Below are 15,711 nucleotides of genomic sequence, written 5' to 3'. Positions count from 1 at the left end.
AAAAAAGAAAGCTAATCAGATATGTTTTTAACACGCTGATTAGCTCTTTTTGTTATATATTACTCTGTTTATTAAATTATCTGCTATCAATACCAGATAAAACAACAAACCACTGATTGGGATACCGAAAAGGTAGAAGAAGTTTTTTGTTTCAATTATTTTTAAAATGGAAATAATTACTGCAGTGCAACAGGATGTTAATAATACTATTTTAGTTAGTTTCCACGGCCTTATAAAGTCAGGTTTTGTATAAATTCCAATTTGTTTCCATACCTCTTCAAATCCATACCTTCCTACAAGCAATGCTAATTCGGGTAGAAACAAATAGACAATTATAACACTTAGCATTAATAGCAGACCACCAAATGATTTGTTAATAATGGAAAGAATAGTGCCGCTGATAAAGCCAATAAAGGCAGGAACTAAAATAAAATATTTAAAAAAGACCTCAAATATTTTACCTATTAACTTCATAGCTTCTCCTCTATTATGTTGCAAATTTTTTTTCATAATATCAAAAAAAACAATTCTTGTAGCTAACAAAAAATATTTAATTTTTATGCAAACTTATTATGCAAAATATCTAAAAATAAAGACTAAAAAGTATATTTTACTTAATCTCTTTTTGTTGATATAATAAAATCAAAATCTTAAGAATTGGAAAGGAGAGAGAAGGTGTATTACATAGGAATTGACCTTGGGGGAACAAACATTGCAGCAGGAATTGTTGATGAAGAAGGGAAAATCATAAAAAAAGGGACTGTTCCGACAGGTGCGCACAGGCACTACTCAGAAATATTAAAAGACATGGCAGATCTGAGTTTAAATCTTGTAAAAGAGTGTGGGCTTTCTTTGGATGACATTCACTCAGTTGGTATTGGAAGCCCCGGCACACCTGACAATGAAAAAGGAATGATTCTCTATAGCAACAACATTGCTTTTTTGAACGTTCCTATGAGAGAAGAGATACAAAAATACATTCCAAAGCCTGTTAACATAGAAAACGATGCAAACTGTGCGGCATATGGTGAGTATATAGCAGGTGGTGCAAAAGGCACAAGGATTTCTGTTACAATCACATTGGGAACTGGCATTGGCGGGGGAGTTATAATCGATGGAAAAATATACACTGGGGCACATCATGCAGGTGCAGAGCTTGGGCATATGGTTATTTGTGTTGATGGTGAACAGTGCACATGTGGCAGAAGAGGGTGCTGGGAAGCGTACGCATCTGCAACAGCTCTTATTCGAATGACAAGAGAGGCTGCTGCAAGGGATATAAACGGCACTATCATGAAACTTGTAGGTGGCGATATTTCTAAGATTGATGCAAAAACAGCTTTTGATGCAAAGCGAATGGGAGACAGCACTGGTGCAGCAATTGTTGATAGGTATGTAAAATATTTAGCAGAAGGGCTTGTAAATGTTTGCAATATATTTGAACCAGAGGTAATTTGTATTGGCGGAGGAGTTAGCAAAGAGGGTGAATACCTGCTTGGACCGGTAAGAGAGTATGTTTACGAAAAATTCTATTGCAAGCAAATAACACCTCCTAAAATAATTCCAGCTGTCTTAGGAAATGATGCAGGTATAATTGGTGCTGCGCTTTTGGCAAAGCAGATTTAAAGAACTTATAAAAGAAGGTGAGTTTTTGATGTTAATTGAAAAAGGCTCAAAACTTCTTTTTATTGGTGATTCTATCACAGACTGTGGAAGAGCAAGACCGGTTGGCGAAGGTTTGCATTGGAACAATTTGGGCAGCGGGTATGTTTCTCTTGTTTCAGCTCAGCTTCTTGCAAAGTATCCTGAAAGCCGAATAAGGGTTATTAATATGGGTGTTAGTGGAGATACAGTAAGGCATCTCAAAGCGCGCTGGCAGACAGATGTTTTAGATTTAAAACCAGACTGGCTTTCTATAATGATTGGTGTAAATGATGTTTGGCGCCAGTTTGACAATCCACTTATTCCTGAATGTCATGTGTATTTAGATGAGTACAAGTCTACCTTGGATGAGCTTATAAACTTGACCAAGCCAAACTTAAAAGGGCTTGTTTTGATGTCACCATTTATTATAGAGGACAACAAAGAGGACGCAATGAGAAAGAAGATGGATGAATACAGGTTTGCAATGAAGGAAATAGCACAAAAACATGGTGCCATTTTTGTGGATGTTCAAGAGGCTTTCGATAGATTTTTGAAATACTATCATTCATATGCACTTGCGCTTGACAGAATCCATCCAAATTTAACAGGCCATATGATTATAGCCAACGCGTTTTTGAGAGCAATAGAATTTTAAACTAAAAAGGCAGGCTTTTTGGATTTCACTCTGATTTTCAGCCTGCCTTTTATAATTTAATTTTCTTTTTATCAATTTTGTGGGCCTGGGTGATAATCTAAATTTTCTGAAGTTATCTTCCACTCGCCATTTTCTTTTGCTAAATTGTAATAATAGCGAATAACAGCATCTCTATTAATTAAAAAAGTTTTTTTGGGTAATTTTTTAATTTGTTCTTCTATTTCTTTCTTTTTCTTAATAATATCCTCTTCTTTACCAGATGTTGTTTTATAAATATCAATATTGTTTATTTTATTCAACTCTGCAGGAGGAATTTTAGACTCATCTAAACCTGATAACACGGCTTTGTTTTCTTCATATACATCAACTACAACCATTGCAGTGTCTCCATTAATTTTTATTTCTAAAAATTTTATATCATTTATTTTATCTTCTGCTGTTCTAATACTTGATGAGGGATATGCTTCAGCAAGCACAGCGTTTCGGTAAACTTCTAATCTGTTTGCAAGCCATCCAGATTTGCTGCTAAAATATTTTTTGCATTCATCAGTAACTTCCTTAATCTTTTTTTCTATTACCTCAGCAGGAATTTTTATTTCTGGTGACTTTGTATATTCAGAAGGAAAAACAAGTTTTTCCCAAATCTTCAAAGCACCTATTACTGTTTTCTTTATTTCTTGTTCATTGGTTATATCTTGATTACTTTTGACCCCGATGCTTATTAATATTGCGCCAAACAAAACTAAAATAGAGATAATTGAAACCAAAACTTTCTTTTTATACATTTTTATCCCTCCATTTCATTTTCTTATTTTGGACGAATTGCTGTTATTGTTGTTGAGGATGCTCTGTCATTATATGGTTTTAAATGCCAAATTGCATGATACGTGTCGGTTGTGTGTTGATTTTGAAGATCACCGATAATGTCCGGTCTATAAGCATCACGACCATAATCAACAACGATTGCTGCATGATCGTATGTTCCGTCAGAGTTCCAATCATAGAACAAAATATCACCTCGAGTTATATTATAATTGATATCGCTTTGTTGACTTGGTTCCCATTTGCCTAAAACTGTTCCTTTCGACGGATTTGATAAATATTTATAAAGATCATTGGCAACACTCCAAGCTGTCCCCCAGTTCCACCACCAAAGAACTTTCTCACAGTACCAACCATTTTGTTTGTCAAATGGAAGATTTCCGCCTTCATGCATTGCTTGGGACACAAAATTTGTGCAATCTGCTGAAAAACTTGGGTAATTAGGGTTTCTGTCTAATGCCCATGCATTTGCGTATGAAACTGCACCTTCTGAATTATAAACTGCTTCAGCTTTTATAGAGTAAAAACAGTTTACAATGAAAATACCAATAAGCAATAAAAATAAAATAATATTTTTTTTCATAACCTATCCCTCCCGTTATTAGTTTGATTATTTAACATGCCTTATTAAATATTAAATTAACCTTTTTTAATATATTGAAGTATTAATGGAATAATATCACCTCTTTGACAACTAATTTATTTTCATAATATCAAAAAAAAAAAAAAACAATATAAATTTTTTACAAAATTCGAAATTAAATTTTATTGATTTTTACCCTTTTTATGGTTGGTTTTTAAAATAGTATATAGTTATGCACATCAATATTGCAAAGACAGATATAATCTATTGATTTGAGTCTGCTGCCGTTATCTTACGTAACTTCAGCCTCCGATAACAGGTATGTTATACCATTTGTATATATCAGAACAATTAGAGAAACTAAAATAAGACCTAATCCGGGATTTCAACCCTTTTTATATGCCAAATCTCGTCTGCATACTTTTGAATGGTGTTGTCACTTGAAAAAATACCAGATGCTCCTATGTTGATTATCATCATTTTTCGCCAACGCTTTGTATCTCGGTAGAGTTTATTAATTTTCATTTGAGCTTCATGATATGAATCAAAGTCTTTTAAAACAAAATACTCATCGTTGTATGTTATCAGATGATGATATATATCCATAAACTCATCCTTTGGCACATCAAAGAAGTTTCCAATCAGCTGGTCAATAAGCTTTCTAATTCGCAAATCCTTCTGGTAAAGCTGAGAGCTACTGTATCCACCGTTTTTGTAGTAGTCCAAAACCTCTTCTGCCAAAAGTCCAAATATCACAATATTCTCATCACCCACAGCTTCTTTTATTTCAACATTTGCACCATCCAAAGTTCCTAAGGTAATTGCTCCGTTCATCATAAACTTCATATTGCCTGTGCCAGAAGCTTCTTTTGAAGCTGTTGAGATTTGCTCTGACACGTCTGCAGCAGGAATAATCTTTTTTGCCAACGACACACAGTAGTTTTCTAAAAATACAACCTTTAACTTGTCTTTTACATCTGGGTCTTTGTTGACTTTTTCAGCAATGGAATTTATGAGTTTTATAATCTTTTTGGCAAGGATATAACCAGGTGCTGCTTTTGCTGCAAAGATGAAAGTTCGCGGATAAATATCTAAATTTGGATTTTCTTTTAACATATTGTAAAGATGTAAAATATGAAGAGCGTTTAAAAGCTGGCGTTTGTAAGCATGGAGCCTCTTTGCCTGAATATCGATGATTGAACGTGGGTCAACAACTATGTTGTACTTGTCTTTTATATACTTTGCAAGCTTTATCTTGTTGTTGAATTTAATGTTGCTACATAGCTCTTGGGTGAGTTTGTCATCTGCAAAGTCTTTGAACTTTAGCATCAGCATTGGCTCTTTTATCCACCTGTCTGTCTGAAGACACTCAGAGATAAGCCTTGCCAGGTCTGGATTTGCCTCAACCAGCCATCTTCTGTGCGTAATTCCATTTGTTTTGTTGTTAAATTTTTCTGGATATAAGGTGTAAAAACATTTCAATACTTCATTTTTCAAAATTTCAGTATGAAGCTTTGAAACGCCGTTTACTGACTTACTTCCAATGACAGCTAAGTGTGCCATGTTTATTTGACCGTCGTGAATGATGGCCATATTGCAAACTTTTTGCCAATCGCCGTTTGTTTTTTCAAGCATCTCGCTGCAAAATCTTCTGTTGATTTCTTCAATAATTGTATATATCCTTGGAAGAAGAGTCCTAACCATGTCAATTGGCCACTTTTCCAGAGCTTCAGCCATTATTGTATGATTTGTATATGCCACAGTGTTAGTAGTAATCTCCCACGCTTCTTCCCAGCCCAAACCTTCTTCGTCGATCAATATTCTCATAAGTTCTGGAATGACAAGTGCTGGGTGTGTGTCGTTGATTTGTATCATTACATAGTTTGGAAGCTCATATATAGGCTTTCCTCTTTTTTTGAATGTCCTGATAATACTTTGAACCCCGGCTGACACAAAGAAGTATTCCTGTTTTAGCCGAAGAATTCTATTTTGTTCGTTTGTATCATCAGGATATAAAACCTGAGTTATAGACTGTACCATATACCTGTACTCAACAGCCTTTATATAATCACCTCTTGAAAACGATGCAAAGTCAAATACATTTTCAAACGGTTCAGCACTCCAAAGTCTTAAAGTATTTACAGTGTTGCAGCCATATCCAATTATAGGAATATCATAAGGTATTGCCCATACAGACTCATAGTTTTCATGGAAGGCTTTCAGTTTTCCATCAACAATGTCAAAACGCACTGTTCCGCCAAACTTTACAATGCAAGCTCTATCGCTTCTTTTTACCTCCCACACATACTCTTCCGAAAGCCAGTTATCAGGAACTTCTATTTGATACCCGTTTTGAATCTTCTGCTCAAAAAGACCATAGCGGTATCTGATGCCATTTCCATGACCAGGAAGACCCATTGAAGCCATTGAGTCTAAAAAACACGCAGCAAGTCTGCCAAGGCCTCCATTTCCAAGGCCCGGCTCTCTTTCTGCCTCCTCAATTTCTTCAAGTGAAAGTCCAAGCTCATTTAGTGCTTCTTTGCACACATCACGAATTCCCAAGTTGATTAGATTGTTCACAAGAAGCTTGCCGAGCAAAAACTCAATAGAAAAGTAGTAAACTTGTTTAACATCGTTTTGTTTGTAGTATTTATTTGTTTTTAGCCATCTTTCAAAAGAATATTCCTTTATAACCTCACCAAGCGCAAGGTACTGCTGATAAGTTGTTGCTTCTTTTGGGTCTATGGCAAAAAGGGAGATTATCTTTCGCTGAAAATCATTCTTTATCTTCTCTTTGAGCTGATCTTTGCTAAGTCCTGCAATTCCACCAATCATTTAAAACTTTTCCTCCTGTTTTTTAAGATTTATTTTAGGAGCTGTTCATAAACTCTATTGTACTCTATTGCTGAGACATTCCACGAATTGTCTCTTGTCATTGCTTGATGGACAATAGACCTCCACTGTGCTTTATCTGAGTAAATAGACAGTGCGTACTTTATAATAGCAAAAAGCTCTGCTGGGTCATAGTTTGCAAATGAAAATCCCCAGCCTTCACCTGTAAACTGATTATAAGGTTTTACCGTATCTTTAAGCCCACCAGTTTCTCTCACAATCGGCACAGTTCCATATCTCATAGCAATGAGCTGGGATATTCCACAAGGCTCTGTCAAAGACGGCATTAAATATATGTCAGATCCAGCATAAATTTTTCGTGCAAGTTCTTCACTGTAGCATATGTTTGCAGAGACCTTAGATGGGTATGCTATAGCATAGTATTTGAACATCTGCTCATAGTGATAATCACCGGCCCCTAAGATAACAAGCTGAACAGGCAGTGTCAAAAGCCTGCTTAAGATTCTCTCAATAAGATCAATTCCCTTTTCCTTTGTCAGCCTTGAGACCATACCGATGAGTACAATATCATCTGAAACAGGCAAGTTTAACATCTGCTGGAGTCTAAACTTATTTTCTTTTTTACGACTCTCAAACGTATTTGCATCATAATTTACAAAAATAAGTTTGTCTGTTGCAGGATTGCAAACTTCATAATCAATTCCGTTAACAATGCCTACTAATTTTTCTCCAATTCCAGACAAAAGTCCATGTAGTCCTTCGCCGTGTGAAAGTGTCCTAATTTCATTGGCATATGTTTTACTAACTGTTACAACTTTGTCTGCAAAGATAATGCCACCTTTTAAAAATGAGATTGCATCATAGAACTTGAGCTTGTTTTCGTCGAAGTATTCATCGGGCAAAGAAAGAAGGTCATACATGACCTCTTTTGGGAATACTCCTTGATATCTTAAATTGTGGATTGTAAGTACTGTTTTTATCTTTTGGTGCTTTGGAGAGTGACTGTAATGAGCTTTTAGCAAGACAGAAATTGCACTTGTGTGCCAGTCGTTTACATGGATTATATCCACATCAAAGTCAAGATGGTAGATAGCTTCACAAACTGCTCTTGAAAAGTAAGAGAATCTCTCACCATCGTCGTAGTACCCATAATAGCCAGGTCTTTTGAGGTAGTATTCATTGTCAATAAAATAGAAGGGTATTCCATCAAAATTGAGGTATTCAATTCCACAGTATTGGTTTCTCCATCCAACAGGAACAGTAAAGTGGCAAAGGTGTTTCATTTTTGTTGTATAATCAGAGGGAATATCACCATACTTGGGCATAATTACCCTTATATCAACACCAAGCTTTCTGAGGGCTTTTGGAAGAGAGTATGCAACGTCTGCAAGACCACCTGTTTTTGCAAACGGAAATGCTTCTGATACAGCAAAAAGTACATTCATAGTCTTTTCACCTCTTTTAGAACACTAAAGTCAACTTTACTTTGTTTTTCCATCACAAGAGGATTTTTGTTATGTCCAATCAAGGTTGCGTTTGAGTCAATTACAACATTTTTGTCAAGAATCACGTTTTTCAAAACTGCTCCACTTTTGATAATACACTTTGAAAATATTATACTATTTTCTACCACCGCATCTTTTTCAATTACAACCCCACGCGAAATTATACTGTTTTTTACTTTTCCTTTAATTAAACAGCCATTTGAAATAAAAGAGTTTTCAACATCACATGTAGAAAAGTATCGAGTTGGTGGTGAGTCGTTGGATTTTGTGTAAATTGGCCTTTCTTTTGAAAAGAGCTCTGACTGAATATCAACATTTAACATATCCATTGATACCTTGAAATATGAAGATATTGAATTTATACACCCAACGTATCCTTTGAACTCATAAGCATTTACATTCATATTTTGGACGTTTTTATACACAAAATCCCTAAACGAACCACAATTGCCGTTTTCCAAACAGCCTAAAATACATTCGATTAAAAATTCTTTGCTAAGCAAAAACATGTCCAAGGAAATATTAACAAGTATGCGCCTTCCAATGTTCTTCCCAACTCCCACGACCTTTGAGTCTTGGTCTAAAATCAGGGTTGGTGCATCTAAGAAAAGGTCATCTTCATTGCTTACCTTTTTGTAAACAACTGTAATATCGGCATTTGTCTCTTCATGGTATTTTGCGACTTCTTCAAAATCAATATTGCAAATCATATGTGATAAAGTAAATATCACCATTTCTTTTCTGCTGCGAAGTAAGAACTCCATATTGCTTTTCAAAAGCTTTATATCACTGATTGAAGGTGGATCATAAGAATAATTAAAGATGTAAAGACCACCTACTTTTCTATTTAAATCCCATGGCTTGCCTGTTCCCACATGGTCAATAAGTGACCTTGACTTGGTTGGAGCTAAAATTCCAACATTTGTAACACCTGCATTAACAAGGTTTGAAAGTGCAAAATCAATTGCTCTATATCTTCCAAAAATAGGTATAGTGCCTAAAGGTCTTGTGGCTGTTAAACTTTTTAATTTACTATCGTTTTCTGTAAGACTTACAATGCCCAAGCAATTTGTAAGCATTTTAATCTCCCCCAAAATTTTATTCTAAAATTAAATTTGAGCTTTGGTTTTTATTCTCAGGAACAACAGCAATTTTAGCGGGCTTTCCCCTCACAATACATCCTTTTGAGACCTTAGCTTCAGAGCATATAATTGCATTTTCAACAACCGCACCCTCTTCAATGTGGCTATTACTGAGAATTACAGAGTTTATGACCTTTGCATTTTTACCGACGTAAACATTGTAAGACAGAACCGAGTGGTAAACCTCACCCCAGATACAACATCCCTCAACTATCATGGACTTTTTCACATTTGCACCTGGGGCTATGTATTGGGGGGGATAGGCAATTGATGAAGTATATACCTTAAACTCATCATTATAAAGGTCTAAACTGCAGCAGCTGGGAGCATCTATTGGACAGCTTTCATTCAAAAGGTCCATGTTTGCCTCCCAGTATGACTCAACCGTTCCGACGTCTTTCCAGTATCCTCTAAAAGGATAAGCAAATAGTTTTTCACCACCTTTTAACATCTTGGGGATAATATTTTTACCAAAATCATGGTCAGAATTTTCATCTTTTACATCTTCTTTCAGATATCTCTTAAGAATTTCCCAGTTGAAGATATAAATTCCCATAGATGCAAGGTTGTTCTTCGGATGTCTTGGTTTTTCTTCAAATTCGTATATTCTATTATCTTCTCTGGTGTTCATGATACCAAACCTTGAAGCTTCTTGTATTGGTACTTCTATACAAGCAATTGTCACATCAGCCTTTTTCTCTTTATGGAATTTGAGCATCTCTTGATAGTTCATAGTATAGATATGGTCGCCTGACAGTACTAAAAGATACTCTGGTGAGAAAAGCTCAACAAAGTTCATATTTTGATAAATAGCATCTGCTGTTCCTTTGTACCAGTTTCCCCCACTGTCATTTGTGTGAGGTGGCAGGATGTAAACACCGCCTTTTGTGCGATCCAAATCCCATGCTGTCCCAATTCCGATGTGACAGTGCAGTGTAAATGGCTGATACTGGGTCAAAACACCAACAACGTCAATTGATGAGTTTGTACAGTTGCTGAGAGTAAAGTCTATTATTCTGTACTTTCCCCCGAACTCTACCGCTGGCTTTGCATTTGCTTTAGTAAGTTCCTTTAACCTGCTTCCTTGACCACCTGCCAGAATCATTGCTATGATTTCACGTTTAAGGCCGTTCATCTTGTCCAATCACCTCTATTTGTATAACAATTTTATTCATCTGTAGCTTTTTCTTTTGTATCTTCAAAAAGTTCAACTGGTTTGAAGATTAGACATGAAAGAGATGGTAATCTAAATTCAATGCACTGGGGGTATCCATGCCAAACTTCATCAATAGTTTTTAATTTTTCTGTGTTTACTATATTATTACCACCAAATTCAGCTTTATCACTGTTAAATACTTCCAAATATATACCCTTTCTTGGCACACCTATTTTGTAATTTTCATATGAAGCAAAACCAAAGTTACAAATGACAACAAGAAAATCATCAGGGTCTTTTGAAAATCTCAGGTATGATATGACACTCTGTTGCCAATTGTGAACATCTATCCATCTAAAACCATCCATTTTATGGTCAAGCTCCCACAGAGCTTTATTCTCTAAGTAAAATCTATTTAAACTCTTGACATAATGCTGAAGCATTCTATGCATGGGATAGTCCAAAAGCAGCCAATCCAAAGATGCATAAAATCTCCATTCAATGAACTGACCAAACTCACTGCCCATAAAAAGTAGCTTTTTGCCCGGATGTGTGTACAAATAGCCATAAAGAAGTCTTAAGTTTGCAAACTTTTGGTTATATTCTCCTGGCATTTTATCAAGTAACGATTTTTTCCCATGTACAACCTCATCATGCGAAAATGGCAGGATGAAGTTTTCTGAAAAAGCATACATTATAGAAAATGTTAGGAGATTGTGATGATGTTTTCTTTCATCTGGGTAAAACTGCATGTATTTCAGCGTGTCATTCATCCATCCCATGTTCCATTTATAGTTAAATCCCAAGCCGCCATCATAAGTAGGGTATGTAACAAGTGGGAAAGCAGTAGACTCTTCCGCAATCATCAGAATATTTGGATATTTTGAAAAGATTGCTTTGTTTAGTTTTTTAAAAAACTCAATTCCTTCAATATTCTCATGTCCACCATACCTGTTTTTCTGATTGTTGTTCATGTAAATTATGTGCGAGACTGCATCAACTCTTATTCCATCAATATGGTACACATCGAACCAAAACATTGCACTTGAGATAAGAAAACTTTGCACCTGCGGCTTTGAAAAGTCAAATGTAGCTGTGCCCCAAGTGTAGTTTTCTCTCAAAAGCTCATCTTCATATTCATACAAGAATGTCCCGTCAAACCTGTAAAGTCCATGCTCATCTTTGCAAAAGTGAGCAGGTACCCAATCGACAATAACCCCAATTCCATTTTGGTGCATAATGTCGACAAAGTACATAAAATCTTCAGGGCAGCCATAGCGTGAGGTTACAGAAAAGTATCCTGTTGGCTGGTATCCCCAAGACATGTCCAAAGGATGCTCCAAAACTGGCAAAAGCTCAATGTGTGTGTAGTTCATTTCTTTAAGATAATCAACCAGCATGTGAGCAAGTTCACGGTAATTATAAAATTCACCAGCTTTTTCTACAGTGCCATCCTTTTTCATTTTCCATGAAGCAAGATGAAGCTCGTAAATATTGATGGGTTTGTCATAAGGAGGGGTAACCTTTCTTTTCTCCATCCACTCATGGTCATGCCATTCATAGTCTGGGATATTTTTGACAATTGATGCTGTGTTAGGTCTGACTTCTGAGTAGATTGCATAAGGGTCTGCTTTTAAAACTCTTTTTCCGTCAGCACCGATAATCTCATATTTGTAAAGCTCACCTTCCAAAAGCCCTTCGACAAACAGCCACCAAAACCCGCTACCATGTACTCTCATCATCTTGTGATTTTCGCCACACCAATTATTAAAGTCACCTACAACAGATACACTTTTTGCATTTGGTGCCCAAACACAAAAAACAGTGCCTACTTTGCTTCTGTAATTTACAACCCTGCTTCCTAAGAATTTATAGCTTTCAAAATGCTCACCTGCTTCAAATCTTTTAATATCAGACAAATATATTGTAGATTTTACTTTTTTTATCATCAGTTTTACCTCCACTGATAGGAATTTGAGGGGGGGGTGAGATTAAATTTGCACAAAACACAGAAGAAATTAAGTACAAATTAGAATAGTAAGGTTGCTAAAAATTTTTACGCATAATTATATAAACCATACAAAACACAATTTGATTATAACATTACTGTAAAATTAAAGCAATAAGAAAATCTTTTCTCTAATTTGTTTATACCCATAAAACAGAGCTTTAAATTTGATTTTGACTTGACTTATGTTGAGGGCTATAATAGTTATAAAAATGTAACTATTAATTTTTTAACCCAAGCTTTGATAGTTACAATTTTTTCAATAACTTATAAGTTGATAACTATAAAATGTAAAAAATTTGTCAAAAAGAAGGAGTGTTTGGAATATGGAAAAAGGAATCTTGTATTTGATGATTACTCTTATCTTTTTCAGTTCTTATGAGGTTGTTGGAAAAACCTTAGCAGGCATGGTGAATCCATATCAGTTGAACTTTATCAGATTCTTTTTTGGTGGACTTATTCTTTTGCCAATTGCAATAAAAAATTTACAGGACAAAAAGATTAAGCTTTCTAAAAGAGACATATTTTTTCTTGCATTAATTGGTATAGTTAATGTAGTAATCAGTATGTCATGTTTACAATTAGGAATAAATATCACAAAAAAGGCAAGTTTAGCAGCTGTCATATTTAGTTCAAATCCGCTATTTGTAGCATTGTCAGCACATTTTATTTTGAACGAAAGATTGAATATACGAAAGATTATAGGGATGATAATTGGTATTGGAGGAATTGTAATAGTATTTTATAAGGATTTAATCATTGGCAAAGATTTTATTAAGGGAATTCTTCTTTTGATTTTGTCTGCAATAACATATGGAGTTTACACAACTATGGGGAAGAAGTTTACACAGAGAAGTAGCAGTATAATCATGAATTCGTTTTCATTTTTATTTGGAAGTATATTTTTATTGCCAATAATTCTGCTTAAACGTTTTTCTCTATTTAGTATGCCGCTGAAAGCTATATTTCCAATGTTTTATTTGACCTTTTTTGTCACAGGGATAGCTTATTATACATACTTTTTAGGTCTGACATATACAAGCGCAGGAGCTGGTTCTATGATATTCTTCTTAAAACCTATTTTGGCAAGTATATTTGCAAGTATTTTTCTTTCTGAAAAGATTTCTATAAACTTAATTTTAGGGACATTGGTAATACTTTTAGGAATTGGAATTGTCCAGTTTGCAGATAAAAAATCTTTGAAAATCTTGAGTAAAGAGCATCCAGTTAAACCTTAACAAAATCTTGACGAAGGGAGTAGGCTCAAGGTGGCAGCATATATTGATGTTAATAATCCATTTGCAGCTTTGAAATCTAAAAATTTTAGATATTTTTGGATAGGTCAATGTATTTCATTAATTGGAACATGGCTTCAAAATACAGCTCTTTCATGGCTTGTGCTTACTCTGACAAAGTCAGCATTTTTAGTCGGTCTTTTTAATGCACTGCAATTTACTCCTCAATTATTTTTGTCTTTATTTGCTGGAGCAATTATTGATCATTTTCCAAAGAAGAAGTTATTGATTATAACTCAAAGCTTGCTTATGATAGTTGCTTTTTTACTTTCATTTTTGATATGGACAAAGGTGATAAATTATCCTATCTTGCTTGTATTTGCTTTAGCTTTGGGGATTATAAACACCTTTGATATGCCAGCACGGCAGTCATTTGTAATTGAACTTGCTGGTCAAGAATTGCTAATTAATGCTGTTGCTTTAAACTCACTGAATTTTAACCTTGCAAGAGTGATAGGTCCTGCGATAGCAGGCATACTTCTCAAAAATGTTAGAATGAGTGTATGTTTTTTTCTCAATGGACTGAGTTTCATTGCAGTTTTAATAGGGCTGTTTTTGATTGACGTTGGTCTAAAACCTCTGAGTAAGACAAAGAGCAGAGGAATGTTCAAAGATATTTTGGAGGGTCTAAAATATACTAAAAATAACAGAGTCATACTTCAAACTATGATATTAATTTTAATAATGAATGTTTTCATTATGAATTTCAATGTATTAATACCATTGTATACAAAATATGTCTTACATAAAGATGAAGCAGGTTATGGTTTTTTGCTTTCTTCGATGGGCATAGGTGCTCTTTCGGGTGCACTTTTTGTTGCCTCTACAAGCAAAAAACTTGCTTTAAAAAGGTTGTATTTTTCATTAGTGATGTGTTCCTTGATTCTCATTTTTATAGGAATAAATAGGGATTATAAACTTTCTTCTTTTCTGTTTGCGTCGGTAGGTTTTTTCATGATATTGTTTACAACAACAGCAAATTCAACATTACAACTATCCTCTGCTGATGAGTACAGAGGAAGGGTAATGAGCTTATATACCTTAGTTTTTGCTGGTACAACCCCTATTGGTAGCTTGATTGCAGGGACATTTGCTCAGATTTTTAAAGTTGGTGGGGCATTTGTGATATGTGGTATTTTTTGTTTTGTGCTATTTATATTGGAATACTTGATTTTTGAAATTATTTTTGCTAAAGCTTGAAAAGATATATTGAGGAAATGTACAATATAATTAAAAATTGGTTACTTCTTTAAATTAATGGTGGAGAAAGATAGTATGAATAAGAATATTCACGAGGGGCACAGGCAAAGATTAAAAAGAAGATTTGTTGAAGAAGGTCTTGATAGTTTTGAAGACCATCAAGTTTTAGAGCTTCTTTTGTTTTTCAGCATTCCAAGAAGAGATACAAACGAAATAGCACACAGGTTAATTTCTACCTTTGGAAGTATTTCAAATGTATTTGAGGCTCACCCAAAAGAGCTTCAAAAAGTAGAGGGAGTTGGTGAAAACTCAGCAATTTTAATCTCTCTTATATCCCAAATAGCAAGAAGGTATCTTGCTGATAAAACGAGAAAGACATTTCAGCTTAAAAATGTAGAAGTGGCAGCAGAGTACATAAAAAGTCTGTTTGTGGGAAGAAAGAATGAGGTATTCTATGTAATATGTTTAGATACTCAATTAAACGTTATTCATTCTGTGCCACTTTTTGAAGGAACAGTAAAAGAAGCTGTTGTATATCCACGAAAGGTGGTTGAATGCGTTTTGCGATATAACGCAAGCAGTGTGATTTTAGCTCACAATCATCCAGGTGGTTCTGTAAAGCCTTCCATGGATGATATCAAGACAACTCAAAAGATTGTAAATGCTCTTTCGACAATAGGCGTTGCTGTCAATGACCATTTTATAGTGGCGAAAGGTGAATACTATAGCTTTGCGCAAAATGGAATGCTTCCAGAGCCACAGATTTAATCTTGTTAAGATGAAAATAAAGCGCTTTAACAAAATGGGGCTGCATATATGGATTTTACATTTTTATGCAGCCCTTTTTA

13 protein-coding genes are annotated in these 15,711 nt (G+C 34.9%); 5 read left to right on the top strand and 8 right to left on the bottom strand.

Annotation, left to right across the window (positions count from 1 at the left end):
• Positions 1–39: 39 nt before the first annotated feature.
• Positions 40–474 carry a hypothetical protein gene (locus PGC14_RS09240; RefSeq protein ID WP_271628740.1) on the bottom strand — a complete coding sequence of 145 codons (435 nt, stop codon included), beginning with the start codon at positions 472–474 and terminating at the stop codon, positions 40–42.
• A gap of 201 nt (positions 475–675) precedes the next feature.
• On the opposite strand from PGC14_RS09240, the gene PGC14_RS09235 reads away from it, so the two are divergent.
• Positions 676–1,626, top strand: a complete 951-nt coding sequence (locus PGC14_RS09235; protein ID WP_271628739.1) for an ROK family protein — start codon at positions 676–678, stop codon at positions 1,624–1,626.
• A gap of 28 nt (positions 1,627–1,654) precedes the next feature.
• Positions 1,655–2,299 (top strand): SGNH/GDSL hydrolase family protein, encoded by a 645-nt coding sequence (locus PGC14_RS09230; RefSeq protein ID WP_307742512.1) that lies wholly within the window; start codon positions 1,655–1,657, stop codon positions 2,297–2,299.
• A gap of 71 nt (positions 2,300–2,370) precedes the next feature.
• Here the strand turns inward: PGC14_RS09230 and PGC14_RS09225 are convergent, their stop codons facing one another.
• The 7 genes from PGC14_RS09225 to glgB all read right to left on the bottom strand — a co-directional run bounded on the left by PGC14_RS09225 (position 2,371) and on the right by glgB (position 12,309).
• Complete coding sequence (locus PGC14_RS09225; RefSeq protein WP_271628737.1) at positions 2,371–3,084, bottom strand: hypothetical protein; 714 nt, start codon at positions 3,082–3,084, stop codon at positions 2,371–2,373.
• 23 nt (positions 3,085–3,107) lie between these two features.
• Positions 3,108–3,704, bottom strand: a complete 597-nt coding sequence (locus PGC14_RS09220) for an amidase domain-containing protein (RefSeq protein WP_271628736.1) — start codon at positions 3,702–3,704, stop codon at positions 3,108–3,110.
• Positions 3,705–4,076: 372 nt separating this feature from the next.
• Positions 4,077–6,539 carry a glycogen/starch/alpha-glucan phosphorylase gene (locus PGC14_RS09215; RefSeq protein ID WP_271628735.1) on the bottom strand — a complete coding sequence of 821 codons (2,463 nt, stop codon included), beginning with the start codon at positions 6,537–6,539 and terminating at the stop codon, positions 4,077–4,079.
• A 29-nt stretch (positions 6,540–6,568) separates the two neighbouring features.
• On the bottom strand, positions 6,569–8,002 hold the full coding sequence (gene glgA, locus PGC14_RS09210) for a glycogen synthase GlgA (RefSeq protein WP_271628734.1): 1,434 nt from the start codon (positions 8,000–8,002) through the stop codon (positions 6,569–6,571).
• Entirely contained in the window at positions 7,999–9,141 is a 1,143-nt protein-coding gene (gene glgD, locus PGC14_RS09205; RefSeq protein ID WP_271628733.1) for a glucose-1-phosphate adenylyltransferase subunit GlgD, read from the bottom strand. Before glgD ends, glgA begins: the two co-directional genes overlap by 4 nt.
• 19 nt (positions 9,142–9,160) lie before the next feature.
• The gene (locus tag PGC14_RS09200) at positions 9,161–10,339 is read right to left on the bottom strand and encodes a glucose-1-phosphate adenylyltransferase (protein ID WP_011916351.1); all 1,179 of its coding nucleotides are present in this window, start codon (positions 10,337–10,339) and stop codon (positions 9,161–9,163) included.
• 32 nt (positions 10,340–10,371) lie between these two features.
• Positions 10,372–12,309 (bottom strand): 1,4-alpha-glucan branching protein GlgB, encoded by a 1,938-nt coding sequence (gene glgB / locus PGC14_RS09195; RefSeq protein WP_271628732.1) that lies wholly within the window; start codon positions 12,307–12,309, stop codon positions 10,372–10,374.
• A 385-nt stretch (positions 12,310–12,694) separates the two neighbouring features.
• Between glgB and PGC14_RS09190 the strand changes: the two genes are divergently transcribed.
• The 3 genes from PGC14_RS09190 (at position 12,695) to radC (ending at position 15,631) form a co-directional block, all read left to right on the top strand.
• Entirely contained in the window at positions 12,695–13,606 is a 912-nt protein-coding gene (locus tag PGC14_RS09190) for a DMT family transporter (protein ID WP_271628731.1), read from the top strand.
• Positions 13,607–13,636: 30 nt separating this feature from the next.
• Positions 13,637–14,863: an MFS transporter gene (locus tag PGC14_RS09185; protein WP_271628730.1), complete on the top strand. Its 1,227-nt coding sequence runs from the start codon at positions 13,637–13,639 to the stop codon at positions 14,861–14,863.
• A 75-nt stretch (positions 14,864–14,938) separates the two neighbouring features.
• On the top strand, positions 14,939–15,631 hold the full coding sequence (gene radC, locus PGC14_RS09180) for a RadC family protein (protein WP_011916355.1): 693 nt from the start codon (positions 14,939–14,941) through the stop codon (positions 15,629–15,631).
• Positions 15,632–15,711 lie beyond the last annotated feature (80 nt).

This window comes from Caldicellulosiruptor sp. DIB 104C, assembly GCF_028198085.1.
Taxonomy (GTDB): domain Bacteria; phylum Bacillota; class Thermoanaerobacteria; order Caldicellulosiruptorales; family Caldicellulosiruptoraceae; genus Caldicellulosiruptor; species Caldicellulosiruptor saccharolyticus.
This window is presented reverse-complemented; position numbering and strand designations above follow the sequence as displayed.

What these genes read in the sequence shown, in the direction of transcription:
- PGC14_RS09230 (WP_307742512.1), top strand. Translation starts at nt 1,655, where the DNA reads ATGTTAATTGAAAAAGGCTCAAAACTTCTTTTTATTGGTGATTCTATC.
- radC (WP_011916355.1), top strand. Translation starts at nt 14,939, where the DNA reads ATGAATAAGAATATTCACGAGGGGCACAGGCAAAGATTAAAAAGAAGA.
- glgB (WP_271628732.1), bottom strand. Translation starts at nt 12,309, where the DNA reads ATGATAAAAAAAGTAAAATCTACAATATATTTGTCTGATATTAAAAGA.
- PGC14_RS09215 (WP_271628735.1), bottom strand. Translation starts at nt 6,539, where the DNA reads ATGATTGGTGGAATTGCAGGACTTAGCAAAGATCAGCTCAAAGAGAAG.
- glgD (WP_271628733.1), bottom strand. Translation starts at nt 9,141, where the DNA reads ATGCTTACAAATTGCTTGGGCATTGTAAGTCTTACAGAAAACGATAGT.
- PGC14_RS09220 (WP_271628736.1), bottom strand. Translation starts at nt 3,704, where the DNA reads ATGAAAAAAAATATTATTTTATTTTTATTGCTTATTGGTATTTTCATT.
- PGC14_RS09225 (WP_271628737.1), bottom strand. Translation starts at nt 3,084, where the DNA reads ATGTATAAAAAGAAAGTTTTGGTTTCAATTATCTCTATTTTAGTTTTG.
- PGC14_RS09200 (WP_011916351.1), bottom strand. Translation starts at nt 10,339, where the DNA reads ATGAACGGCCTTAAACGTGAAATCATAGCAATGATTCTGGCAGGTGGT.
- PGC14_RS09190 (WP_271628731.1), top strand. Translation starts at nt 12,695, where the DNA reads ATGGAAAAAGGAATCTTGTATTTGATGATTACTCTTATCTTTTTCAGT.
- PGC14_RS09240 (WP_271628740.1), bottom strand. Translation starts at nt 474, where the DNA reads ATGAAGTTAATAGGTAAAATATTTGAGGTCTTTTTTAAATATTTTATT.
- glgA (WP_271628734.1), bottom strand. Translation starts at nt 8,002, where the DNA reads ATGAATGTACTTTTTGCTGTATCAGAAGCATTTCCGTTTGCAAAAACA.